The 23,208-nt window shown below is 40.7% G+C and carries 23 protein-coding genes; 4 read left to right on the plus strand and 19 right to left on the minus strand.

Translation table 11 applies throughout. The features are described from left to right. The first annotated feature begins 109 nt into the window (after positions 1–109). Positions 110–280, plus strand: coding sequence for a hypothetical protein (locus CUS_RS01720; protein WP_157769481.1), 171 nt, complete (start codon positions 110–112; stop codon positions 278–280). 28 nt (positions 281–308) lie between these two features. Here CUS_RS01720 and CUS_RS01725 read toward each other — a convergent pair whose 3' ends face one another. Then, positions 309–1,199 carry an alpha/beta hydrolase gene (locus tag CUS_RS01725; protein ID WP_002847191.1) on the minus strand — a complete coding sequence of 297 codons (891 nt, stop codon included), beginning with the start codon at positions 1,197–1,199 and terminating at the stop codon, positions 309–311. A 165-nt stretch (positions 1,200–1,364) separates the two neighbouring features. Between CUS_RS01725 and CUS_RS01730 the strand changes: the two genes are divergently transcribed. From CUS_RS01730 to CUS_RS18415, 3 genes are all read left to right on the plus strand, one after another. Continuing rightward, positions 1,365–1,580 carry a hypothetical protein gene (locus CUS_RS01730; RefSeq protein ID WP_002847199.1) on the plus strand — a complete coding sequence of 72 codons (216 nt, stop codon included), beginning with the start codon at positions 1,365–1,367 and terminating at the stop codon, positions 1,578–1,580. Beyond that, on the plus strand, positions 1,577–2,041 hold the full coding sequence (locus tag CUS_RS01735; protein ID WP_227945452.1) for a hypothetical protein: 465 nt from the start codon (positions 1,577–1,579) through the stop codon (positions 2,039–2,041). Before CUS_RS01730 ends, CUS_RS01735 begins: the two co-directional genes overlap by 4 nt. A gap of 305 nt (positions 2,042–2,346) precedes the next feature. Beyond that, positions 2,347–2,973, plus strand: coding sequence for a GNAT family N-acetyltransferase (locus CUS_RS18415; RefSeq protein ID WP_002847186.1), 627 nt, complete (start codon positions 2,347–2,349; stop codon positions 2,971–2,973). A 368-nt stretch (positions 2,974–3,341) separates the two neighbouring features. On the opposite strand, the gene CUS_RS01745 is transcribed toward CUS_RS18415, so the two are convergent. The 18 genes from CUS_RS01745 to CUS_RS01830 form a co-directional block, all read right to left on the minus strand. Then, positions 3,342–5,270: a helicase associated domain-containing protein gene (locus CUS_RS01745; RefSeq protein ID WP_002847190.1), complete on the minus strand. Its 1,929-nt coding sequence runs from the start codon at positions 5,268–5,270 to the stop codon at positions 3,342–3,344. Next, positions 5,267–5,455 (minus strand): plasmid mobilization protein, encoded by a 189-nt coding sequence (locus CUS_RS01750; protein ID WP_002847197.1) that lies wholly within the window; start codon positions 5,453–5,455, stop codon positions 5,267–5,269. The genes CUS_RS01745 and CUS_RS01750 overlap by 4 nt, the downstream gene beginning before the upstream one ends. A 27-nt stretch (positions 5,456–5,482) precedes the next feature. Further along, complete coding sequence (locus tag CUS_RS01755) at positions 5,483–9,085, minus strand: Helicase associated domain protein (protein WP_002847194.1); 3,603 nt, start codon at positions 9,083–9,085, stop codon at positions 5,483–5,485. A gap of 47 nt (positions 9,086–9,132) precedes the next feature. Continuing rightward, positions 9,133–10,365 (minus strand): nucleotide sugar dehydrogenase, encoded by a 1,233-nt coding sequence (locus CUS_RS01760; protein WP_002847192.1) that lies wholly within the window; start codon positions 10,363–10,365, stop codon positions 9,133–9,135. A gap of 15 nt (positions 10,366–10,380) precedes the next feature. Continuing rightward, the gene (locus CUS_RS01765) at positions 10,381–10,803 is read right to left on the minus strand and encodes a serine O-acetyltransferase (protein ID WP_080559491.1); all 423 of its coding nucleotides are present in this window, start codon (positions 10,801–10,803) and stop codon (positions 10,381–10,383) included. A 97-nt stretch (positions 10,804–10,900) separates the two neighbouring features. Beyond that, on the minus strand, positions 10,901–11,938 hold the full coding sequence (locus CUS_RS01770) for an NAD-dependent epimerase/dehydratase family protein (protein WP_002847182.1): 1,038 nt from the start codon (positions 11,936–11,938) through the stop codon (positions 10,901–10,903). A gap of 4 nt (positions 11,939–11,942) precedes the next feature. Next, positions 11,943–13,454, minus strand: a complete 1,512-nt coding sequence (locus tag CUS_RS01775) for a hypothetical protein (protein ID WP_002847187.1) — start codon at positions 13,452–13,454, stop codon at positions 11,943–11,945. A 10-nt stretch (positions 13,455–13,464) separates the two neighbouring features. After that, entirely contained in the window at positions 13,465–14,322 is an 858-nt protein-coding gene (locus tag CUS_RS01780; RefSeq protein ID WP_002847198.1) for an ATP-grasp fold amidoligase family protein, read from the minus strand. A 4-nt stretch (positions 14,323–14,326) separates the two neighbouring features. After that, positions 14,327–15,589, minus strand: a complete 1,263-nt coding sequence (locus CUS_RS01785) for an O-antigen polymerase (protein WP_002847189.1) — start codon at positions 15,587–15,589, stop codon at positions 14,327–14,329. Between the two features lie 7 nt (positions 15,590–15,596). Beyond that, complete coding sequence (locus CUS_RS01790; protein ID WP_002847181.1) at positions 15,597–16,640, minus strand: glycosyltransferase family 4 protein; 1,044 nt, start codon at positions 16,638–16,640, stop codon at positions 15,597–15,599. Then, complete coding sequence (locus tag CUS_RS01795) at positions 16,637–17,803, minus strand: glycosyltransferase (protein WP_002847195.1); 1,167 nt, start codon at positions 17,801–17,803, stop codon at positions 16,637–16,639. The genes CUS_RS01790 and CUS_RS01795 overlap by 4 nt, the downstream gene beginning before the upstream one ends. A 6-nt stretch (positions 17,804–17,809) precedes the next feature. Then, positions 17,810–18,718, minus strand: a complete 909-nt coding sequence (locus tag CUS_RS01800) for an ATP-grasp fold amidoligase family protein (protein WP_002847183.1) — start codon at positions 18,716–18,718, stop codon at positions 17,810–17,812. Next, positions 18,718–19,812 (minus strand): glycosyltransferase family 4 protein, encoded by a 1,095-nt coding sequence (locus tag CUS_RS01805; protein ID WP_002847200.1) that lies wholly within the window; start codon positions 19,810–19,812, stop codon positions 18,718–18,720. The genes CUS_RS01800 and CUS_RS01805 overlap by 1 nt, the downstream gene beginning before the upstream one ends. Next, a complete protein-coding gene (locus CUS_RS01810) occupies positions 19,809–20,408 on the minus strand; it encodes an acetyltransferase (protein WP_002847196.1) in 600 nt (199 codons plus the stop codon). Before CUS_RS01810 ends, CUS_RS01805 begins: the two co-directional genes overlap by 4 nt. Then, complete coding sequence (locus tag CUS_RS01815) at positions 20,405–21,169, minus strand: sugar transferase (RefSeq protein WP_002847185.1); 765 nt, start codon at positions 21,167–21,169, stop codon at positions 20,405–20,407. The genes CUS_RS01810 and CUS_RS01815 overlap by 4 nt, the downstream gene beginning before the upstream one ends. 17 nt (positions 21,170–21,186) lie before the next feature. Beyond that, positions 21,187–21,606 (minus strand): VanZ family protein, encoded by a 420-nt coding sequence (locus CUS_RS18420; RefSeq protein WP_050792197.1) that lies wholly within the window; start codon positions 21,604–21,606, stop codon positions 21,187–21,189. After that, positions 21,603–22,889 carry a DegT/DnrJ/EryC1/StrS family aminotransferase gene (locus CUS_RS01825; protein ID WP_002847188.1) on the minus strand — a complete coding sequence of 429 codons (1,287 nt, stop codon included), beginning with the start codon at positions 22,887–22,889 and terminating at the stop codon, positions 21,603–21,605. The genes CUS_RS18420 and CUS_RS01825 overlap by 4 nt, the downstream gene beginning before the upstream one ends. A gap of 20 nt (positions 22,890–22,909) precedes the next feature. Next, positions 22,910–23,140: a hypothetical protein gene (locus CUS_RS01830; RefSeq protein ID WP_037276071.1), complete on the minus strand. Its 231-nt coding sequence runs from the start codon at positions 23,138–23,140 to the stop codon at positions 22,910–22,912. Positions 23,141–23,208 lie beyond the last annotated feature (68 nt).

The following is a 23,208-nucleotide window of genomic DNA, read 5'->3' on the forward strand; positions in this document are numbered from 1 at the left end:
ATCTATACCCACTCAGTAACCCTTGAAACCAGCGAGGGCGAGGAACGTGTTGAGGTGAATGATGATGACGAGTGAAGATTTTATAGAGGACTTGCGGAAAAGCGAAGTTATGCTTATAAAAAATGACGGCACTCAAACCGAGATACCGTCTGATTTTCTGAGCAAGGCAACAGAGTTTTGCAAGTCAATGGGGTGCAGTTCAGTGATATATGATATTTACGATCCGCAGGACAGCGAACATACCGAGCTGACAGTTACGGATTGTGGGTATGCGGAATAAGAAACGGATAGCCGTCTGATGAGGACGGTTATCCGTGTTTTTTGGGGTATAGATTGTTCTTTTCTAAAAAAGATTTGAAGATACTAACCATTTTATCAGGGATCTTGGTATACATCATATGATCTTCATCTATGATGTGAATCTCTGCATTGCAGTGTTCTGCATAATCTTTAGCTGCTTGCTGCCATGAAAGAGTTTTCACAACCGACTTCATATTGCTGACAATGAAACAAGACGGACATTTCAAATATCCGGTACTTTCAGCTTTTTTTGCGTTTTTTTCAGCAAGTATGGATTCCTCAAATACTGCTTCACTTGCTATGTTCTTATAATATACTTCCTCATAGGTCTTTTTCTCTTCGTCCGAAAGTTCATTTCCAGTCAGAAGTCCGGAGGCATTTACAGTACGATTCCTAAGAATTCTATCAAGAAAGCCTCGCTTTGCGATCTTCTGCATAAGTTTTCTCGTCTTTGCGACCATCGCTTTTTTCTTTTCAAGAGGGATTTTCTCTGACATTGCTTTCATCATATTTGGGAATCCCATATCAATACTAAGAACAGCTTTAACTTCATCAGGATATGTATTCGCCCACCATATTGCTTCAAATCCTGAATATGAATGCGGAGCGAGAATATATGGCGGTTCAATATGCAAAGCCTTTAATGCAGCCCTGCTTTCCTCAACAAGATTTTCGACTGTTCTTTCAGTTACAGCTTTACTGCTTAAACCATAGCCTGCTTTTTCAATAACTGCTATACGATACTTGTCAGACATTCTCCTATATATAGGCTTATACTCCAATCCTGGACATCCAACTCCAGAACCTGCCATGAATATGATCGTAAGATCTCCATTGCCATCAGAGTATATATTTATGTCTGTATTTCCTAATTTAGCGATTGTTCCATATTTTTTCATAATATCACCTCTACAAAGATAAATGTGAATTGATAAAGCTATTACTTATTATACCAAACCGCCCCGAAAAAGTCAATTAGTAAACCTTATTCAAAGTATCCTTCATTGCTATATACCGCCGTTCGTGCTATAATTGACTTATAGAGCAGATTGTAGGTGAGTGCAATGGAAAACCAACCAACTATTGACCGAGCATTATACAAGATCAAGTCAATGGACAGAGCCACTATGGACAACTTCGTAAAAAACGTGTATCAGCAGGGATATAATGATGCACAGGCTCAGAGCATTGACTATGATAACCTCAAAGCCGATTTAGCTTGTATCAAGGGCATCGGTGAGAGCAGACTTCAGAAAATTATATTGAAATCAACCGAGTGACGGACAGGAAGTCCCTTGTAAACGTTAGAATGACCGCAAGCGTAGTCACGGACTTCTATCGTGACGGCATCACATCATTTATCATTGTGTCGAGTGATTCCGACTTTTGGGGACTCATCGAGAGCCTGCCGAAAGCGAAGCTTCTTGTTATGTACGAATACGAGAAGTGCGGAACGGCGATCAAGAACGCCCTCGCACAGCACGGCATCTATTACTGTGCGATAGATGATTTCTGCACCGCAGGAACGGAGGACATGAAGCGAGCTGTCCTTTTTGCGGAGCTTGAAAAGCATTTGCCCTTGCTTGTCGGTGAGAACCCGCTGGACCTTACCCACAAGATATACGAAGCCACAAGAGTGACCGCTACCATGAAGGAAATGGAGAATTTCTGCAATCGGTATGTCAAGACCTTGAAACTGAAAATCGTTGAGGGGAAATTTGTGATTGAGATACAGAAATAGCCGAATATTATACAGATGGAAATAGTAGGATATGTGTTTAAAGCGTAGGGGCTGTTGCAGCCCCAACAAAGAAAAAGAGCCTGGCACAGACCTGAAAGGTAGTGCCAAGCTCTTCTTTTTGTGGTATAATATAATTGCAAAACCATTAAACCAGCGAAAGGATTGTACCACAAAAATGAGAAATTGTCAAGTGCGTCTTAACATGAATTATGAGATCTGCTGCAAAATCGGCTGGATTATTGACACATTGGAAATAATATGCTATAATTTAACGGTCAAATGATATGTCAGTGAGGTGCATCAGAATGCTTGATTACAGAAAAATGACGCAAAATGAATTAGTCTCCTGCGCTTTGCTTGCCTCACAAGCATTTTACGGCTATGAATATTTCAGCATTTTTGTTCCGGATGATAAGCGCCGGGAGCGGTTTCTTGACGCTTTGATAAAGTGCGAGTTCAGGGCAAATGCGAACAGCGCCGAGACACGTTTCGTTACGGCACGGGAAAACGGACGGATAGTTGCCGTTGCACAGTTGTGTACGCCCGATTTCAAAAGAGCCTCCGATCTCGATTACATAAGGTCGGGCTATTTAAGCGCAATGTTCAGGGGCGGCATAATGGCGGTGAACGCATGGGTCGATATGGATAGAGCGGCTTCAGCACCATGCCATGAACTTGCAGGAAACAACTGGTATCTGAGCCTTCTGACCGTTGCAAAGTCTGAGGAGGGTCATGGTATCGGGAGCCGCTTTTTGAATGAATACCTTATCCCTTACGCAAAAAATGCAGGCGGTGAGACACTCTCTCTTTTTACCAATTCCGACATCAACCGCAGGTTTTACGAGAAAAACGGTTTTAACCTATTCGATGAAAGACGGTTCGGATACGGTGGCAGGTCCATGGGAAGCTGGAGTTATTCCATGAAACTGTGACCGCTTGTATACTCGCCTCTATTCCAACGCAAATCAATTTTTAAAAATAAGAAATAAGAGATAAGAGATAAGAAATAATGTGTTCGCTTCGTTCATGGGGTCTAAATAAAGATGAAAGATAAAGTTCTGTACAGGCGTATGATTCTTATGACGGCGTATTTTTATACGCTATTTCATAAGTTACCTGCGGGCGCACACGCAGGTGCGCCCCTACAAAATCAACAAATATTATCATATGATTTTTAAAAATTGATTTGCGTGGACGTAATTTTGAAATTTTCATCAATCAGCAGTTGACCGTTCAGAACAACCTGTGATATATAAATCATACCAACTTTGAACCCAGTACTGGAATCAAAGTTGCCCTGTTACAATTTCGCCAGCTTTATCAGGTATTCGCTGATATTAGTGCAGCCTTCCTGTTCGACCTTTTGCATAAGCTCGTCAAACTGCTCCTTTGTAACGGTTACTTCAAGTTTGACCGTATTGCCTCGCAAGGGCTGTTTAAACAGGTCGATTATGCCGTTTTCCGTAAGAAAATCTATACGCTTCTGAGAGAATGCCCCTCGTTTTATAGCGCCACGCTGTGCCAAAAACCATTTCCGCAGCTCATGATATTCCTCTGGAAAGTCAATATGACCGTGTTCTTCGTAAAACGCTTTCAGCTTCAGGCAGTTTTCGTACCATTTTTTGGTGTTCTCTTTTCTGACACTACTATTTTGGTTTCCTTCGTCTATGCCAAGCTGACGGAGCTTTTCACGCTGCTGTTCATCAAGGTCACAGTCCTCCGAGAAGTATTCCTTGATCTGAGCTTTGAGCCATGCCGATATATTGGAGATATGCTGTCCTGCAATGCGTGGTGGAAAATTCCATATCGTATATTCCGAGTGCTGTTCAAGATACCGCACTACGTCATTCAGGTGCTTGTCCCACAGCAGCCTTGCATTGTTTTTCTGCATCTGCTCGGAAGATACGGCGATCTCCGAAAACAGTTTTGCCCTTGCCAGGTTTAATTTGCCGTCCTCATACGCCCGGTGATTGTTCCGGTACCACACGTTAAGCACCGTTCCCGATGATGAAACAAGGTCTGACGGCACAGGCGTAGCGGGGTGTGATCTGATGAATGATCTGCACTCATCAAAATTATAGTACCAGTTTATATCCGAGCTGTCCCAAATGAAATACATCTCTTGCAGTTTGCAGATGACCTCTGCCGGAAGCGTTCCGCCGCTATATCTTTTGCGGACATCTGCAAGCCATTCACCCAGCGAAAAATCGCCTTTTGCGTAGCTTTCGGAGACATTCAGGTGATGATAATAGGAGTAATACTCCAATGCACAGGCGATACCTGTTTTATCCTGTCCAGACAAGCGCTGTGTGTCGATAATGTTCCAATTAAAGTCCATTTCTTTCAGTTTATCGGTTATTTCAGAGGAAAAGCCGCTGCTGCGATAACGGAATTTAAGGACTTCCAGCCACCTTCCGAGGGGAAAGCCGTCGGCACAAATATGACCTTTGGGAACATCAATATTCCCGTGTTTGCTGAAATACTGCTCTGCATGGGCAAGACCGTTTTTGTCCTCAAATTCGGTTTGTAGCTTTGACATGACAAGGACATTCGGAAAGAGCTTCATTTCACGTTTTTCGTAATTTATACTCCAGTCAAAGCCCAGCGCATCGAGCTTTTCTATCTGCATTTCCTGTGCCTGCCCTCTTTTGCGCCTGTCACGCATCGCTACGCACCATTTACCGAGCCGAAAACCGTCCTCACAGACATAAGCAACCGGCATTTGCAGATCACCGTATGTGCGCCGAAATTCAAGTGCGTGACGATATCCGATGTCAAACGGTTTTTCAAGAATAAACATCAGGTCGGCTTGCTGTATCCATTGAAGATAACGCTGTTTCAGCTTGCCGGATTTGTATTTTCGCCGCTGGATCCTCACCCACGCATACAGGTCTATGCCCGTTGTTTTGCCGAATGTCACATCTTTTTTGATTTTATCATTTCCGCTTTCTTCAAAATACTGTTTTACATCGGCGAGGGCTTTATAGAATTCATTATCATAAATATTTCGATAATCAGCGATCCCGATCTTATCAAGTATTTTTCGGCGTTCGGCTGTCATTGTTCGGGCAGTCCTGCCGCAGTAGGTAAGGTGCTGTTCCTTGATCCAGTTCTGCATGGTGATACCGTTTGAAGTCATTACATCATACGGAATATCCGAGATCTCGCAGTTATGCTCTTTTATGTAAGCACATACCTCATCAAAATTCTGCTGCCAGCGTTCGCTCATAATATTGCATTTTTAGCTGCGGGTACTTCCGGCTCGTCGGCGATCAGCGAACGTATAAACTCACTGACAGTCCGATAGCCGTTTTCCTTTGCCCTTTTTATAAACTTTTCATGTTCCTCGTTCGTCACACGGACACGGATCATGAACTCTTTGTTGTTTCTACTTGGATCCTTTTTGTTTGCCATTTTATCCTCCGTATGTGATCGTACAATTTATACTGCCGCACCGACTTCACGCAGTTTTTGCAACTGTTCTTCGGACAGCAGACCTTGTTTAGCCTTATTCTTCTGATTGTTCAGCCATACCGCAATGGGGTATTCATCTTTTCTTCTTGCGGAATAATATGGCATTCTACCTTTTTCAGCGACAAATTCTCTTAACCGTTCAAACTGCCTGTCCCATTTTTTCTCCTGAACAGTTTTCATATCCGGTGTGATGCCGATCTTAGCAAGCATTTCGAGCTGTTCGGGAGTACGGGATACCCTATTGCTGCCTTTGACAGCAGCTTTCTCGGTAGTGAGCCATGCTTTCAGATTGCCCTCAGATACTTCATAATCATCAGGAACATCTGCATCAACGCCATGTTCCTCAAAGAATTGCACGGCAGCTTCATACATGATCTCCCAATGCGATCTTTTTGCAAGCAAACTGAGGTCAAGCATTTTTTGCAGAAAATCAATCTGCTCACTGTCTTTGATTTTACCCAATCTAAGGCTTGAACGCTGATTTTCAAGCCATTGCTTAACACGAATTTCATGATATTCCGTTTCATCATTCAGAGCGTCAGGTGAGTGTGACTGCACATATTCCATTACGATCACAGCAGTTTCAAACCACTTCTTTTTCCTCTGCTCCTGCTTTGCTTTCTTGTCTTTCAGGAACGGATAACCGATCTCATCAAGTTTTTTCATCTGCTCCGCAGAGAGCTTGCCTTTTTTATAGGCTCTGCGCTGATCGCTTACCCAAGAAAACAGGTCATAGCCACTTTCGCTGTATGTACCTTTCGGAACATAGGTAGTATCGTTCTTTTCAAGATATGCCTTTACCTCCCGAAAACGTTCCTCCCATGCATCAGACTTTTCAAGCTGTACGCCAAGTTTTTCAAAATGCAAGATATGCTTTTTTGGCATCTTGCCATTGCGGTATTTTGTTTTGCAGTTAGCAAACCAACTGCCGAGCCTGTAACCGTCCTCACAGATAACTGCACCTGTAAGGGCATCGACACCGTGTTCAGCAATAAACGCTTCAAGGTGCTGAAACCCCTGTGCATAGGAGCTGCGCACACGTTCTTCTAAGGCAGTTTCCCACTCCATGCCGATAGCTGATAAAAGCGTATAGTGTTCATCGGGCATACTTCCGTCACGGTACTGGCTTTTTTGCTTTGAGAGCCAATTTCCAAGTGGAAAATCTCCCTCACAGTAAGCATAAGGCACTTTCAGGTCGCCATGCTTTTCATAATACGCTTTTGCGATCTCATAACGCTCCTGCCATTGTTCTTCATAGTATGTTGAACCGTACCGCAGACCGATTGCTTCGAGTTTTGCAAGCTGTTCGGGAGAATGCTTTTTCTTCCGCTTACCCTCTGCGATCAGCTTCTGTTCATTGAGCCATTTGGCAAGCCACACGCCGTTCACCACATACTGCGACGGGACATTCAAATCACCGTGTTCCTCAAAATATGCCTTAGCAAGCTGATATTTCTCCTCCCACGGATTGGGCTTTTCAAGTACAAAGCCTATCTTACGAAGTCTGGTTATATGCTCATCTGAAAGCCTGCCATTCGCATAAAAATATTGCTGACGGCGAATCCATGCCCCCAGCCTGATACCCGATTCCGTTTGATAAGCTGCAGGTATATCAAATGTACCATTTTTTGCATGATACTCGCAGAGAGCCTGAAACGCATCATTCCATTGCTTTTCGTGCTTTGTATCCCAAACCATGCCAAGTGTATCGAGGCGTGCAATCTGTTCTTCTGTCAATTCTCGATAATTTCCTCCGCCCGTCCTCCTGCATGAGCGCATCTGTGAGAGCCACAAACCGAGTTTCATGCCCTCACTGTCAACATAGCTCACAGGTACATTCAGCTCTCCATGCTCCCGATGATAACGGACAGCAGCAGCGAAGTTTTCTTCCCACAGATAATCTGGAACGTTCCAGACCATGCCTATCTTTTCAAGTGCTTCTATACGCTCCGCACTAAGATACTTCTGCTTGATACCGCTGTTGTTATATACACGCAGACGTGCGATCCAACTGCCAAGCTCCACATTATTTTCGTCTTTGAACTGAGCCGGAATAAGCAGATCACCATGCTTTTCATAGTACGTCTTTGCGGCGGAATAGTATTTTTCCCAAGCCACATCGCTTGCCGACTCCCAGCGCATACCAAGCTCATTCAGCCTGTCGATCTGCACCTGTGTGAGATTGCCGTTGACCTCTCCCTTATATACTCGGCGCTGGGTTTGCAGCCACATTCCGAGAGAGTAGCCCTCCTCGGTCATATATCGTCTCGGCACCTCTAAGTCACCATGTTCATCATAATACTTCTTCGCCTGCTCGAACATAATATCCCAGCTTGCGGAAAGAGTACCTTCTAACTCGTCGAAAAGCGATTTGCAGTCGGCAACCTTGTCAACAAGTTCAAATGTCTCATTGACAACAAATCCCTCACCGCCGTGAGAACGGTAATACTGGATAGCGACCTGCATTTCTTCCTCTATCGCATCAATGCTGTAAAGGTTCTCGATGTTGTTGACAATATCAAAAATGACAGGATTTTTCGACTTTGAAGCGGACAGCGCACGACCGATCTGCTGTTTATAGATTATGGGGGATATAGTCGGGCGCAGCAAAATAACCCCCGAAACATCGGGAACGTGGACACCCTCATTGAGCGCATCAATGCAGTACAGTAGTTTCAAATGTTTTGGATCATTATCCGCCTTGAAGTCCGCAAAAGATTTGCTTGCGGTCGGATCATCGGAATAGACCGAGTAAATATGTGGCTTCTTATCGACCTTTCTGAACCACTCTTTTGCCTTGTTCATCATATCGGTCATGTGGTCAAAATTTGCGCAGAAAACTATGTATTTACCCGTTCTGTCCTCCATGTGCTTGTCGAACAGAATATCAAGATTTTCAGCCTTATCAAGCGCTCTGCGGAGTGCTTCAAGCACCTTTTCGGCGGCATCTCTTGTGGCTTTGCTTTTTGCGGTGCGTACACGCTTTTCATATTTTTCAAGGTCTTGCTGATATGAAAATATTGATAGGATATACTTAGGCGGAGCGAGTATCCCACGCACGATAGCTTCACCCAGCGTCATTTCAGATGCAACATTTCCGTCAAACAACTCGTCCGTCATAGCACGTTGGTTGTCGAGATAGCGGATAGCCGTTGCAGACAGACCGAGGACAGGCACATTCGGATATGCTTTCAAAACAGCATCAACGCCTGCACCCCAAAGCTCTGCACCGCAGCGGTGAAACTCGTCAAGGATTATGTAGTCGGGCTTGATTGCGGCTATTTCGTCCTCTGTCACATTCATCAACTTTGCGTAGGTGTAGAACTTCACGTTCTCCGGCTGATAACCGTCCGATGTTTCAGCAAGGTTTTCAAGCTGAGTCTGATAGATATATCTTGACGGCGAGAGCCAGCAGATAGTTTTGTCGGGATTGTCCTCGCAGAGCTTGAAGCCAATGAAGCTCTTGCCTGTTCCGGTGGGGTGGATCACGGCAGCTTTGCCACGTTCTGTAAGCATACGGACGGCAGCTTCGTATGCGGTTTTGTTATGCTCGAATAGGTGCATTGGCATGATCTCACGCTCCTTTGAATAAAGCACCCCGAAAGGTGCTTTAACAGTTAATCTCTTCTGAAAATATCCCTTGTGTAAACCTTGTCCGCTACATCATCAAGACAGCTATCATAACGGTTTGCAATAATCGCCGCCGACTGAGTCTTGAACTTTTCAAGATCATTCACAACAAGACTGCCGAAAAATGTCTCGCCGTCTTTGAGTGTCGGCTCATAAATGATGACTGTTGCACCTTTAGCCTTGATACGTTTCATAACGCCCTGAATTGAACTCTGACGGAAATTATCGCTATTTGACTTCATCGTAAGCCTATATACTCCAATAACCACTGATTTTTCATTTGCAGAATCCCATGTGCTGTTTGCAGAATAATAACCTGCCATTTCAAGCACTCTGTCAGCGATGAAGTCTTTTCGTGTGCGGTTAGACTGCACGATTGCCGTCATCATATCCTGTGGTACATCTTCATAATTTGCAAGAAGCTGTTTTGTGTCTTTTGGCAGACAGTAACCGCCATAACCAAAGGACGGGTTATTGTAATGAGTACCGATTCTCGGATCGAGACAAACACCGTTGATGATTGCCTGTGTGTCAAGACCTTTCAGCTCGGCATAGGTGTCCAGCCCGTTGAAGTAGCTGACACGGAGAGCAAGATATGTATTGGCGAACAGTTTTACTGCTTCGGCTTCGGTGAAACCCATGAACAGAGTATCAATATCCTCTTTGATTGCGCCCTGCTGTAAAAGCTCTGCAAACTTGTGAGCAGCCTGTAATAATCGCTCATCTTCCATATCCGTGCCAACGATGATTCTGCTCGGATAGAGATTATCATAAAGTGCCTTGCTTTCACGGAGAAATTCGGGGCTAAAGATGATATTCTTTGAACCGAACTTTTCACGAACGGACTTCGTATACCCAACGGGAATCGTTGACTTGATAACAATGATCGCATTTGAATTATACTTCATCACAAGCTCTATGACTGCTTCAACGGCACTTGTGTCAAAGAAATTCTTCTTGCTATCATAATTTGTTGGGGCTGCTACGATCACAAAATCGGCATTTTTATATGCAGATTCGGCATCAAGGGTAGCGGTCAGATCAAGCTCTTTTTCGGTAAGATATTTTTCTATGTAATCGTCCTGAATGGGAGATTTTTTGTTGTTTATCAGGTCAACTTTTTCTGGAATAATATCTACTGCCGTAACTTCATTATGCTGTGCAAGCAGAACGGCGAGGGATAGACCTACATATCCTGTTCCTGCTACTGAAATTTTCATACTTAACGCCTTTCTTTAATATTTTACAAATATGTTATTCATCTTCTCGGTTTTTTCAATAAACCGAATTGGAGCTGATACAACAGTTGTATTATCTGGAACATCTTTTGTTACCACACAATTAGCTCCTATCCTAACATTGTTACCAATCGTAACTTTCCCAATAATTTTTGCTCCCGCACCTATATATACATTATCTCCAATAGTTGGCGCTCCTTGCCCTTTACTATCAACTAATGTATTTGATCCTATTGTAACTTGATGAAAGATGACACAATCTTTGCCTAATTCGGCTCCCTGAGATATAAATATTCCATTTAAGCCGTGTGGGAAAATCGGCATTGATGATACCTTTGTTGAGAGAGGAAAAAAGGAATTATATTTGGTCAGATATTTTTGGTAAATAAATATATATATCGGATAAACCTTGGTGAACATTGTGCCTTTTGCCTAATATTCCAAATGTGTTCTGAAGTTTGATTACCAACGAAGAAATCTTTTAACAGCCTTTTAATTCCCATTAATGATCCACTCCTTAATAGTATTCTTTGTACCATTCTGCAATTTTTCGCAGACCTGTTCTAAGATCAATTGTTGGCTTAAAACCAAAGTCACGCTCTAAAGCCGAGGAATCGGCATAGGTAACAGGCACATCGCCCGGCTGCATAGGAACAAGCTCCTTGTGTGCTTCAAAATCATAATCAGCAGGAAGAACCCCCGCACGGACAAGCTCCTCACTAAGTATCTGAACAAAATCAAGCAAGTTTTCTGGTCTACCGCCGCCTATATTGTAGAGCGCATATGGCGGTATCGGAAGCCCGTCATCACCATTTTTCTTCTCTGGTGGACACTGCATCACACGCATGATGCCCTCAACAATATCGTCAACATAGGTGAAATCACGCTTACAGTTTCCGTAATTGTAGATCTTGATCGTTTCGCCGTTCACCAACTTATTTGTGAATCCAAAGTAAGCCATATCGGGGCGACCAGCCGAACCGTAGACTGTGAAGAAACGCAGTCCTGTTGTGGGGATATTGTAGAGCTTTGAATAAGCATGGGCGAGAAGTTCATTGCTTTTCTTAGTTGCAGCATAGAGCGACACAGGGTGGTCTACCATATCATCGGTGCTGAACGGCACTTTCTTATTGCCGCCGTAAACACTTGAAGAACTTGCGTAAATCAAATGCTCAACAGGATAATGACGGCAGGCTTCAAGGATATTGTAAAAGCCGATGATATTGGAGTTTATGTAGGCATCGGGGTTCTCGATAGAATAGCGCACTCCTGCCTGTGCTGCAAGGTTGACCACGATGTCGGGCTTGTACTCATTGAACAGCTTATCAATAAGCTCCTTGTCCGCTAAATCGCCCCTGATAAATTTGAACGAACATTTGCTTTTGGCTTGTGTCTGTTCGATCTGTGATAAACGGTATTCTTTGAGAGATACATCGTAGTAATCGTTCATGTTATCAAGACCGATGATACACGCTCCGTCAAGAATACTGAATAGTTTGGTTACGAGATTTGATCCGATAAAGCCGGCTGCTCCGGTTACAATATTTTTTTTCATTATTTCACGACCTTGAAAATTTTCTTATAGTTTTTTTGAGTAGGTAAGAACACTTTTCTCTGTAAAAGATATAATTTATAATCATAACTATTATCAGCCAGCAAATGAATACTTCAATTGCTTGTAACAGCCATGCCTGATAAGAGACTGAAAGCAGGGGTATTTTAAAAGTAGCCAAACTTGCCAGAAGCACGGTTAAAACATCAACTCCACATTGTTTCAGGAAACCCTTAAAAGGCCAGTTGATGATATTTTTAGAATCATACCATGCCATCCAGACGGTTTGATATATCATAGCAACTAATGTACCGATAGCAACACCGACAAGTCCCCATAACTTTACCGTAGCTATGGAGATAACGATGTTCATTATCATTGCGATATTATAATTACTCTGCGTTTGCTTATAGTGACCTGCTGCAAGTATCAGAATATTATATGGCAGCCTAAGACAATGACCTGCATTTGCAATTGTAATCAAAATGGCAAAAAAAGGTTGAATATAATCAGCATCATCAATTCCGTTAGTATATACTCTCACAAATGAAACCAGAAGAACTCCGGTACATCCAAAAATAAGAGTTGTGCCTGTATGAAGGATCCATTCAACGTAGCCAAAGAAGTTCTTTAGCTTTTCTAATTCCTTTTTTGCGAGCATTTCGCCGATAAGGGACTGAAATCCATTTGTCATAGAAAGAAGCGCATTTTTTACGCCAATGATCACTATGTTATAAACGGAATAGATCGACACATTTGCAAGTGTTGAGAACAAAGTAAGAACAATATTATCAGTTCCGCCCAAAACATATGCGGCAAAATGCTGTGCCATACCATTCCATTTTTGTTTGATAGGTTCTTCCGAATAAGAGATTTTTCTATCAATATTGTAATGCTTTTTGACATACCAAACTAAATATAATGGTCGCAGCAAGAAAATTAGCGATGTGGTCAGCCTTACCATCTGTATAGAGCCGCCGAGATAAATCAGTATAGCGCACGCAATCGTGTTCAAGATAATGGTAATAATCTGAGCCGAATACTGTATGTATCCTTTCTGGTCGGCATTCAATAACAGACTATTCACAATGCCAAAATAATACTGCGAAAATGAACTGATACAGATAGCTCCGATCAGTGTTGCAGAGAACCAATAGTCAAAATCTCTATTGATGACTAAAGGATATACAATCAATAGAATGACAACATATCCAAGCAATATCAACGCAAGGCGCTTAAAGAACTTGCTTGCCGAAACATAAATTCTACTAATGGAATCTTTATCATTTTCTGCTAATGGCCTATATAATGATGATTGTACAACAGCGCCAACACCCAGATCCAAAAGTGTAATCACACCTAAGAATTGTGATATTGAATTTACAAGACCATTTACATCTGAGCCAAATGCTCCGAGGATAAGTCGTGGCACAATAAAGCCACTGATAATTGTGGTAAGCTGTAACAGTAACGATGTAATGGTATTTAATGCTAATTTCTTTCCTCTGGAATTACCCAATATATCACGCTCATTTCTTAGGCAAAACTATCCAATCACCAAGTATCTTGTCCCACTTAGAAGGAGTGAATTCTTCCAAACCTGCACCCGGATAAAATGTCAATTCGCCGAAATATATATGTCCGTTGATCTCATAAAAATCCACTCTAACAAATGGTATGTCCTTTGACAAAATCTCAGCAAGCTCAACCATTTTATCATAGTTTTTTGGTTTAGGAATATCTACCTTGCTTGCAGGATAATGTCTTTCAAACGGCATCCGTTTCCATTGTTTATCATAAAAAGTTACTTTCAGATTCTCAGAACGGTCCGAACAAACAAAGGTGCAGCGCACATTTCCGTTAAAGCACATAAACTTATAGTCGTTTAATTCCGTTGTACCTGAATCCTCCATATACTTTTCAGCAATAATACGACGATGTACATTTTTGTACGGCCATTCTCTGGCAGTAAGGTAATAATTCTGTGCAAGTCCTTTTCTCAATTCATCTTTAATAGCTTTCTCATCAATTTTGGATTTGTTTCGACAAATATACATTCCAAGACCAGAGTTGTGCGTGCATTTTAAGACAAATTGATGAGGAAGGGTATCGAAACAAATCTCATCAGGGTTATCCCAAACCCCGAGCGTGGGGATAATATACTCCTTACCAATAATATTCGCTACATACTTCTTTACAGCGTACTTATCAACCATTATTGTATATTCAGGTTTACGGTCGTAAAGTTTTAGCCATTGTAGTTTTTCATTGAAAGTCGCTGGAGATTTTAAATTGAGTTTATTCCCTATTTGTTTTTTGTATAACAAAGGAAGATATATTCTGTCTGGCAACATCCTTAAAAATATTTGTCTTATTTTTACGTTCATATTATCATCTTACCCTCTGATTACTAAATTTTTCACATAAAATAAAGAATACCATAGCACTAAAGAGCATACTTACAATTCCTTCAAATCCAAACATAGAATAAATACATAAAAAAGCCATGCCGAACAGATACGCAAAAATGTTCTTGCTTTTTTCTATTTTATTAGCAATAACATACATAACGTATACGCATATAAAAGGTGCAACGAATCCCATATTAGAAATCATCTCAGCCCAAATGTTGACTTGAAAGTTCCATGGAAGTTCCAAGGGTTTCATATTGAACGCATAGGCAGTATGGTATTTTACATACATATATGGTTTGGATTGCCAAATGTGCCTAGGTACAAACCAAAACAAATCATAAAGAATAGTCTGAAATGGATAATCCAACATATTTCTATTATCAAGCAACTCATAAATAGATAATTTAACATTCGCCATTCTTGAAAAATATAGTGTATATAGGCTGTAAAAATCACTAGAACTGTCTTTTCCAGTTATGTTTCTATATATAAGAAAATAAGCTAGTTCTAATAATAAAAATAGTAGTGCTTTTCTAATTATTTTTTTTGTTTCTTTTTTCTTTACTACCAAATCAATCGCAATAATACCTATAAGCGCAAAAAGGATGAGTGTTCTTTTTCCATTTATCCAAGTCATCAAAAATAATGCAATTGCAACACTTAAGTTATAACTTGATATGTTGTTAAGCATATAAAAAAATATGATGCAAAAAAAGGCAACAATATTAGCTTTTGCAACTATTTGGGAATAATATAAATATTCTATATTATTGATGTCATTACTTCCTAGAAAACGCGCAAAATCTAAATACACTGTTGGATTAGGTGATAATAACACAAAAGGAACATTAATGAACATCCCTAAAAAAACTAAGAGTTTTAAATATACATTTTTTTTCAGTCTGTCAAATAAAGTTTTAAATTCTTTTGAATGATCTACATGTGGAATCTTAAGAGAGAAATAATATAACATTATTGGAACAATTACTATAAAACCGCAGTATATCAAATCAACTTTTGTATCTAGTAAAGCATCATATAAAAGCCCAGTCGTTCTTTTGTTGATTTCGCTGCCAACTCCAAAAACAATTTGCAAATACATAGGTACTATTTGAATCAAAAAAAACAGAAGATTACATATACTAAGTACATTATACCTATTATATTTAAACATTTTTAAGGATTTGATGCAAAAGATACTCCCACAAATCGCACTTATCAAATCTATTATTTTTAGCATTTATAATTCATCCTATTAGTGTTCTCCATTTATCCATAATCAAACTTATTGAATATTTCTCTTTTAGTGTTTGAGCATGTACTGCTAAATGTTTTCTAAATTCAGAATTATCGATTAGTTTACATATTGCTGAAGCTAAATCATTGTAATTATTTACCTCAACAAGTATTCCATTTTCATTGTTCCGTATCAAACTTGCCGGTCCACCACAAGGACAATCTGTCGATACAACAGGAAATCCCATAGCCATCGCTTCCATTAAAGCATTTGGCATACCTTCAAAATCTGATGACATTACAAAAATCTGAGAATCTTTGATTTGTTCATGCACATTATTACAGAACCCTTCAAAAATCACTTTATCAGCTACATTAAGCTTTTTGCAAAGCATTTTCAGATCATTCTCGCATTCACCCTTGCCAAAAATTCGCAGGATATAATCCGGGTGCTTCTTTGATACAATTGAAAATGCCTTTATAAGATTTGGGTAGTTTTTTTGAGGCATAAGGCGACCAACTGCTACTATTTCTTTGTTGCATACATCACTTTTGTAAGGTATTCCTTCTTTTAACGGGTTTGGAATTATAACCCCTTTGCGCTGTATGCTTTTAGAGTAGAAAGATCGGGCTTGTTCGGTCTGAAAAACATATCCATCAGCAAATCTATAGAATAGAAAACGAAAAAACTTGCTTTTATTTGAAAGTCGGTCATGAACTGGATCGTTTCGCTCGGATATAATAATTTTTGTTTTCTGGAAAATGTTACTCATGCACCCGACAAAATTAGCATATATGCCCATAGCAACAGCAACATCAATTCTCTTTTTCTTTAATACTGCCCTAAGACTGATAACATCTTTCACCAGATTTCCATTAAATACTGGTATACGAGTAACCTTATCATTTACCGAATATTCGTTCTCGGATGCTTTGCCTGTAATAAGATATACCTTATAGTCATCTTTTTCACATAGTCCATTCACAAGGGTAGCAGTTACTCGTTCCTGACCGCCGCCTTCAAGCGACTGTGTAATGAATGCAATTCTTTTCATTGATTCTTTTTATATCCTTTCGCAAACTCTTTGAATTTCTCATAAAATTTGTTGCGTTTACTATCAAGAACATCCTTTTGATACAGTTTTGCCTTCTGAAAATTTTTCTTTGCATCTCTGATCTGCTTTTCCTTGGTAAGCGAGAGAAGCCAGTTCGCTATAGGTTTAGACATATCAATATGCTTATCACAGATACATGATCTATCTAACAATTCCGGGATTCCTCCGGCGTTAGAACCCAAGCAAGGTAAAGCTCTGCTCTGAGCTTCTACAAGCGCCCTCGGAAGGCCCTCTGTTCTGCTCGGCTGTATGTAGATGTCTATCGAATCAAGCCACTCACTGATCTTGTCATGAGGAATACCACCAAGGAACTTAACCTGATCTTCAACACCGACTTTTTGAGCAATTTCTTTCAAGCGAGTGTTATCTCCGTTTCCGGCAAGATGATACTCAAAATTTGTAATACCTTTTTTCTTTAATATACCTAATGCTTTGATCACAAATTCCTGTCCCTTATATTTTATGTTAACAGCTGCGGTAGTTCCTATAATATAATTGCCGTTGTGAGATTCTATTTTTTTGATACGCTTATCCAAAATATCCTGTGAAAGATCTTCGATTACTACATCTGAACAGCCTAGGCTCTTACCGTTAGTGGGGTATCTGCTTTGTAAGTATTTTTCTGTTACATACAAAACGTAATCTGATTGCTTTATAGCTTTTTTTTGCAATTCATAATACGGGAATGCTACCAGTTTACCTAATGTGCTGTGATTCCATAAAGAATCCCAAGCATCAGTGATAACCTCCATCATATAGGGGGTGCCTGTTTTTCGGCACGCTTTGGTTCCCCACCATCCACGACATATCGCTGCATCGCAGGAGCGCAGTACTTTTTCTATATAACTTTCTTCAATGTCGATTCTTGTTATGCGATGAAGTCGTGAAGTGTTCTTTATACACTTGAATTTCACCTGCTTCATGTCAGACTGTACCATCTTATTTACAGTTGCGAAATCAGCATCTTCATATCGTCCGATAACAATGATCTCATCAAAATATGGTAGATATCTGCTATTGAACAACTCCTGAGTTAAATTGACCGAATAAAAGTGATTCTGGTATCTCTTAAAACAGGTATCAAAAATAAATGCTAATTTCATTCTAATTCATCCTTTGTTTTTATTAGGTAATTGGAATTGTTTACCTAATTCAAAATCGAACTTATCTGGAGTAAACTGAACATAACCACTCCAAGGATAAAACGTCAACTCTCCAAAATACACTTTTCCATCAACACAATAAAGATCAACACGCACATAAGGAAAGTCTTCTGATAGTTTTTCTGCTATTCTAAGCATCTCTTCAAGTCTTTCAGGCTTTTCAATCTCTCTGTCAGAAGCTGGACAATCGCTTGTAATGTGGAGATTATTCCATTCTCTATCATAGAAATTACGTTTATGCCCAATATACCGATCTACATCAACAATTATGTATTTTGCATGACCATTATAGCAAAATATCTTGTAATCATTAACTCCTGCTTCGGGATTCTGACTGTTCACGAGAAGCTGTTCTACAACAATACCGGTTCTTAAGCCATAATAAGCCCATTCTCTTCCTCCACCGTTATTGTCAACTCTATCCTCACTAAATGATAGCTTTTGTTTCAACTCATGAGTATCAAGTTTTGACTTGTCAGGAACGACAACTACATTTAATCCACCACCGCCATGAGTTGTTTTGATGACAAAACTATTTGGAAGCGATGAAAAAGGGACATCATTAATTGTCTTATAATGTCCATACAGTTTTACAAGAATGTCGCCAAGTCCTTTACTCTCTACATATTTTCTGACACCATACTTATCTACGCATTTATGCATGACAGGGTTTCGGTAGTTGATCTTATACCACTGCAACTTTTCCGTGAATCTTTTTGGATGTTTCAAATTGAGAGAACGTCCAAGTTTTATCCTATATTGAAGTTTAAGTATTATGCTATCTGGCACAAATCCAAGCAATTTGAGAATTAGAAACCGAGTTTTTCGATTTTTAATTATTTTCTTATAATCCATTACGCCTTCTCAACCTCATCAACATACTTCTGAACAACGATCTGCCGATCAAATTCCCTCTGAACTTTAGTTCGTCCTGCCAAGCCCATCTGTTTTCTCTCCTCATTTTGGAGTCTCATGAACTTGTCCACTGCCTCGATCAGCTTCTTACCATTCCGACAGGGGATCATATACCCGTTCACTCCATCATCAACGACTTCTCGACAGCCCGATCTGTCAGTTGTGATAATAGGTCTGCCCGAAGCGCAGGCTTCAAGCAGTACGTTACTAAGTCCCTCGGGGTAATATGTTGGGTGAACAACACAGTGAATATCATTAAGGAACTCCGCAACATCATGGATCATGCCATGATAGATCACAGTACCATTATCGTTGTATTCGTTCAACTTGCCCTCATACTCCGCTTCACAGAACCCGCAGATATGAAATTCCGCATTTGGATACTTTCTCTTGATAGCTTTTGCGGCAAAAAGATAGTAATCTATGCCTTTTTCTTTCATAATACGGCTAATGAAAGCAAATCTGACAACTCCGTTTTCATCAGATGGATAATCTCTGACAGGAAATCTCTCAAGATTAACACCTGAGCCGGGGAGCATGTCATACATACCTTTAACCACATGGTGTTTTAGCATAAAGTCCCTATTTTCTGTGTTCTGAAAGAAAACCTTTTGAGCCTTCCGTAATCCAATTCTATAAAGCAATAATGCTATCTTCTGCATTACTCCGCTGTTTTCAATTGCGGTGCCAAGACCAGTAACGTTAACGACATAAGGAATATTCAGTACTGAACAAGCCATACCGCCATAAACATTACACTTGATTGTATATGTAAGAACAACATCCGGATTAAGTTTCTTTAATGTATTCTTATAATAGTCCAAAAGATTCAAATCATGAAAAGGATTGGTTCCATGACGTTCCAAGAAAGGATTATTAATAAACTTGCAGCCCATTTTTTTTAGCGGCTCAACCATTTCGCCATACGGCAGCGATATATAAACCTTGTTCTTTTTCAAAAGCTCCGATATGAGTTCCTGTCTGAACTGGTACAACCCCACATCATTATTAGCCAAGATCAAAACCTTTTTCATCTGTACTTTCTTACCGGCACACCAATATATGTGCCTTCCTCCTCAATATCTTTTATGACCACTGCTCCTGCACCTATCATACAGTTTTCGCAGACATTTACATTGTTGCTTACTGTTGCCCCAGCGCCGATCCATGTAGATTCGCCAACATTCACAGTACCGCACAGATGCGCACCAACAGCAACATGGGCAAAATCATCAACAACACAATCATGATCGACCGAACTACAAGTGTTTATGATAACACATTTCCCGATTTTCGCTCCCGAATTGATAACTGCACCAGCCATAATAACTGTGCCAATTCCTATATTCACATCATCAGCAATTACAGCATCTGGGTGAATAAGTGTTACTAATGATTTATTTCTAAGCTGTTCCTGAAATCTTTTTCTGATCGAAGCATTGCCGATCCCGATAAATACATCATTATCAATCTCAAGAGCCTTATCAGTTTTGCCAACAACCGAATAACAGCCACATTGTGTCAAATTTTCATCATCGTCAAGAAATTCAATCTCATCGTAACCACGGAGCTTTGCAATGTCTGCAACTACTTTTCCATGACCTGATGCACCAATTATCGTCAGTTTCATACGTTTATCCCGGATCCTTTGAATTCTTCCATCGTAGCCTGCCCCTCTTGATTTATACCCTCATGCTTAAGCGTAGTTACAACAGTTTTCATCAAGATAGCCAAGTCACTCTTGAAAGTGATTTTCTTAACATATTCAGTATCATATTCAAATTTCTGCTCCCAGCTTATAGCATTTCTGCCATTTGCCTGAGCAAGACCCGTTAGTCCCGGACGAACATCATGTCTATGCTTTTGTTCTTCATTATATAAAGGAAGATACTTTACAAGCAATGGGCGAGGTCCGATAACAGCCATATCTCCTTTTACCAGATTTATAAGCGAGGGCAGCTCGTCAAGTGATGCTGTTCTGATAAACTTTCCCCACTTGTTGTTTAAGCGTATCTCATCCGGTAAAAGTTCTCCTGTCAGCGGATCACGCTCATTGGTCATTGTTCTGAATTTAATTAGCCTGAATGTCTTTTCGTCCCTGCCCGGACGTTCCTGAGTAAAGAAAGGATTTCCATTCATCTTTACTGCACCAACAACTGTCAACACAAGAAGAATCGGGCTAAAAACTATCAATGCCCCCGTACTCAAAAAGCAGTCCAGCGGTCTTTTAATAAACCTCTCATAGACACCATAGGGCTTATGCCGAAGTTCTTTGCCATAGTTTTTCAGTTCATCAATTCTCTCACCGATGAAAGCGATACCGCCTGCAACCGCCGCAAGAGCCGAAATACAGCCTACTATCTTTAAGCCATTTTTTATGTACTTATTCATTCATAGTAACTCCCGATTTAATTAGATTTCTTCTCTTTGATAATTGACACCATTCTTTGTACCACCATTGCGAGCAGGAATCCTGCAAGTGAACCGAGCGTGTTACAGATCACATCGTCAAGCTCGCATAGACCAAGACAACCAAAATACTGCACCGCCTCGATTCCCATTGAAAGCAAGAAGCCTGAGATCATCGCCAAACGGAGGGTATTCTTTGGAAACAGAAATCCAAATGGAATGAACAATAAAACATTTTCGATCCAATACAACGCATATTGTTTCCAATTCGGGTTTCCTGCTATCATTTCCTGCAAGCCCCACATTAACCTCATTTCCGTTTGGTGGATGCCTGAACTTTGACGTGAAAGAATCGTTTCCCAAAGAATAAAGCCTACACTGACGATGAATAATGCAGTTCTGATATGTTTAGCTCTCATTCAAAGCAGCTTCTGATGATCTGAATAATAATATCCTGTTCTTCTTCCGTCATCTTGTTATCAGACGGCAGGCACAGACCTCTGTTGAAAATATCTGCACCTACATCGACACAGCCATTATCAGCAATGTACGCATTGCTTCTTGCTCTGCCATTGCCCTGTGCTGTGATGAACGGGAAACTACTGTAAAAAGGCTGCATATGCATGGGCTTCCAAATCGGTCTGCCCTCTGCATTGTATTTAGCAAGAGTTTCAAGTATTTCAGTCGGGCAAGTCTTGCCTTTTTCATGGATATAAAGGGCTTCTCTGCCGCTTCTTAACTGTCTGCACATTGCATTTTCGTCTATCAGCATACATGACAGCCAAAAGTTCGGGACGGAGTTTTCTTCATCGTATGGATTCATTGTTACGGGCAATCCTTTAAATCCAGCCTTATACCTTTCGTATATACGCCTCTTTGCTTCAATATGCTCAGAGAGACCGTTTTCAAGCTGCCCACGCACAATTCCGGCGATAATGTTGGAAATACGATAATTAAAGCCAAGTTCCTCATGTTCATACCACGGAGCAGCTTCACGGCTCTGCGTAGACCATTTACGAACCTTGTCAGCGATTTCTTTGCTGTCAGTCAGGAACATACCACCTGATGAACCCGTAATGATCTTATTGCCATTGAAACTAATGCAGGAGTAAGAAGAACTGCCTGTCTGCACCCACTCTCCGTCAGCATTTCTATATGTAGCGCCGAGACTTTCAGCTGCATCTTCAATAAGAATCGCACCGTGCTTATCGCAAATAGCTTTGATCTCATTGATTTTCGCAGGAGTACCGTATAAATGTGCAAGGACTACAATTCTAATGTCTGGATATAAAGCAAACGCATTCTCCAAACTTTCGGGACTCATGTTCCATGTATCACGTTCGGAATCAATGAAAACCGCTTCGCCGCCCTCATAAAAGATCGGTTCACAGGTCGCTGCAAATGTCATATCAGATGTTGCAACTCTGTGTCCAGACAAAACGTGTGTACCGGGCTTCGGCATTCCATATATCTTTTCGCCTGCCGCTTTTAACGCAAGGTGAAGCGCCGCAGTACCGCAGGACAGCCCAACAGCATACTTCTGTGAGAGCATCGCAGAGATCTCAGATTCGATTGCGTTCACATTATCGCCTGCTGTTGTGATCCAGTTCTTTTCAAAGGCGTCTTGTACCCATTTCAGCTCGTTACCGTGCATCGTAGGAGATGACAGCCATATCTTCTTTTCAAAAGGTTTGATTTCCATTGTCGGGTTACTTCCTTTACTTATGATAATGCCGCTTCACCTGCATAGTTGAACGGCACGTTTACTTTCATTTCTTCTGCTTCGATTACTATTTTACCGTCTTTGGTATACAGCGACTTTACTGTATACCGTTTTGAAAAATCGTAAATTGCTAAATCTTTGCCGGATTCAAATGAACTCTCGACCCCATCAGCGACAAAGATAATGGGAGATTGTATTTTTGCTACAAAAGCATCCAATCTAAATGTCATTCTGCTCACCCTTTCTTCATTGATGTGCTACAATATCTATAAGAGCATTTACCTAAAGTTTCATACTT

It is taken from the genome of Hominimerdicola alba 8 (genome assembly GCF_000178155.2).
In the GTDB taxonomy this organism is placed as follows: domain Bacteria; phylum Bacillota; class Clostridia; order Oscillospirales; family Ruminococcaceae; genus Hominimerdicola; species Hominimerdicola alba_C.

Coding starts and splice junctions, on each gene's coding strand:
- CUS_RS01720 (WP_157769481.1), top strand. CDS start 110: ATGCTTATAAAAAATGACGGCACTCAAACCGAGATACCGTCTGATTTT.
- CUS_RS01725 (WP_002847191.1), bottom strand. CDS start 1,199: ATGAAAAAATATGGAACAATCGCTAAATTAGGAAATACAGACATAAAT.
- CUS_RS01730 (WP_002847199.1), top strand. CDS start 1,365: ATGGAAAACCAACCAACTATTGACCGAGCATTATACAAGATCAAGTCA.
- CUS_RS18415 (WP_002847186.1), top strand. CDS start 2,347: ATGCTTGATTACAGAAAAATGACGCAAAATGAATTAGTCTCCTGCGCT.
- CUS_RS01745 (WP_002847190.1), bottom strand. CDS start 5,270: ATGAGCGAACGCTGGCAGCAGAATTTTGATGAGGTATGTGCTTACATA.
- CUS_RS01750 (WP_002847197.1), bottom strand. CDS start 5,455: ATGGCAAACAAAAAGGATCCAAGTAGAAACAACAAAGAGTTCATGATC.
- CUS_RS01755 (WP_002847194.1), bottom strand. CDS start 9,085: ATGCCAATGCACCTATTCGAGCATAACAAAACCGCATACGAAGCTGCC.
- CUS_RS01760 (WP_002847192.1), bottom strand. CDS start 10,365: ATGAAAATTTCAGTAGCAGGAACAGGATATGTAGGTCTATCCCTCGCC.
- CUS_RS01765 (WP_080559491.1), bottom strand. CDS start 10,803: ATGTTCACCAAGGTTTATCCGATATATATATTTATTTACCAAAAATAT.
- CUS_RS01770 (WP_002847182.1), bottom strand. CDS start 11,938: ATGAAAAAAAATATTGTAACCGGAGCAGCCGGCTTTATCGGATCAAAT.
- CUS_RS01780 (WP_002847198.1), bottom strand. CDS start 14,322: ATGAACGTAAAAATAAGACAAATATTTTTAAGGATGTTGCCAGACAGA.
- CUS_RS01785 (WP_002847189.1), bottom strand. CDS start 15,589: ATGCTAAAAATAATAGATTTGATAAGTGCGATTTGTGGGAGTATCTTT.
- CUS_RS01790 (WP_002847181.1), bottom strand. CDS start 16,640: ATGAAAAGAATTGCATTCATTACACAGTCGCTTGAAGGCGGCGGTCAG.
- CUS_RS01795 (WP_002847195.1), bottom strand. CDS start 17,803: ATGAAATTAGCATTTATTTTTGATACCTGTTTTAAGAGATACCAGAAT.
- CUS_RS01800 (WP_002847183.1), bottom strand. CDS start 18,718: ATGGATTATAAGAAAATAATTAAAAATCGAAAAACTCGGTTTCTAATT.
- CUS_RS01805 (WP_002847200.1), bottom strand. CDS start 19,812: ATGAAAAAGGTTTTGATCTTGGCTAATAATGATGTGGGGTTGTACCAG.
- CUS_RS01810 (WP_002847196.1), bottom strand. CDS start 20,408: ATGAAACTGACGATAATTGGTGCATCAGGTCATGGAAAAGTAGTTGCA.
- CUS_RS01815 (WP_002847185.1), bottom strand. CDS start 21,169: ATGAATAAGTACATAAAAAATGGCTTAAAGATAGTAGGCTGTATTTCG.
- CUS_RS18420 (WP_050792197.1), bottom strand. CDS start 21,606: ATGAGAGCTAAACATATCAGAACTGCATTATTCATCGTCAGTGTAGGC.
- CUS_RS01825 (WP_002847188.1), bottom strand. CDS start 22,889: ATGGAAATCAAACCTTTTGAAAAGAAGATATGGCTGTCATCTCCTACG.
- CUS_RS01830 (WP_037276071.1), bottom strand. CDS start 23,140: ATGACATTTAGATTGGATGCTTTTGTAGCAAAAATACAATCTCCCATT.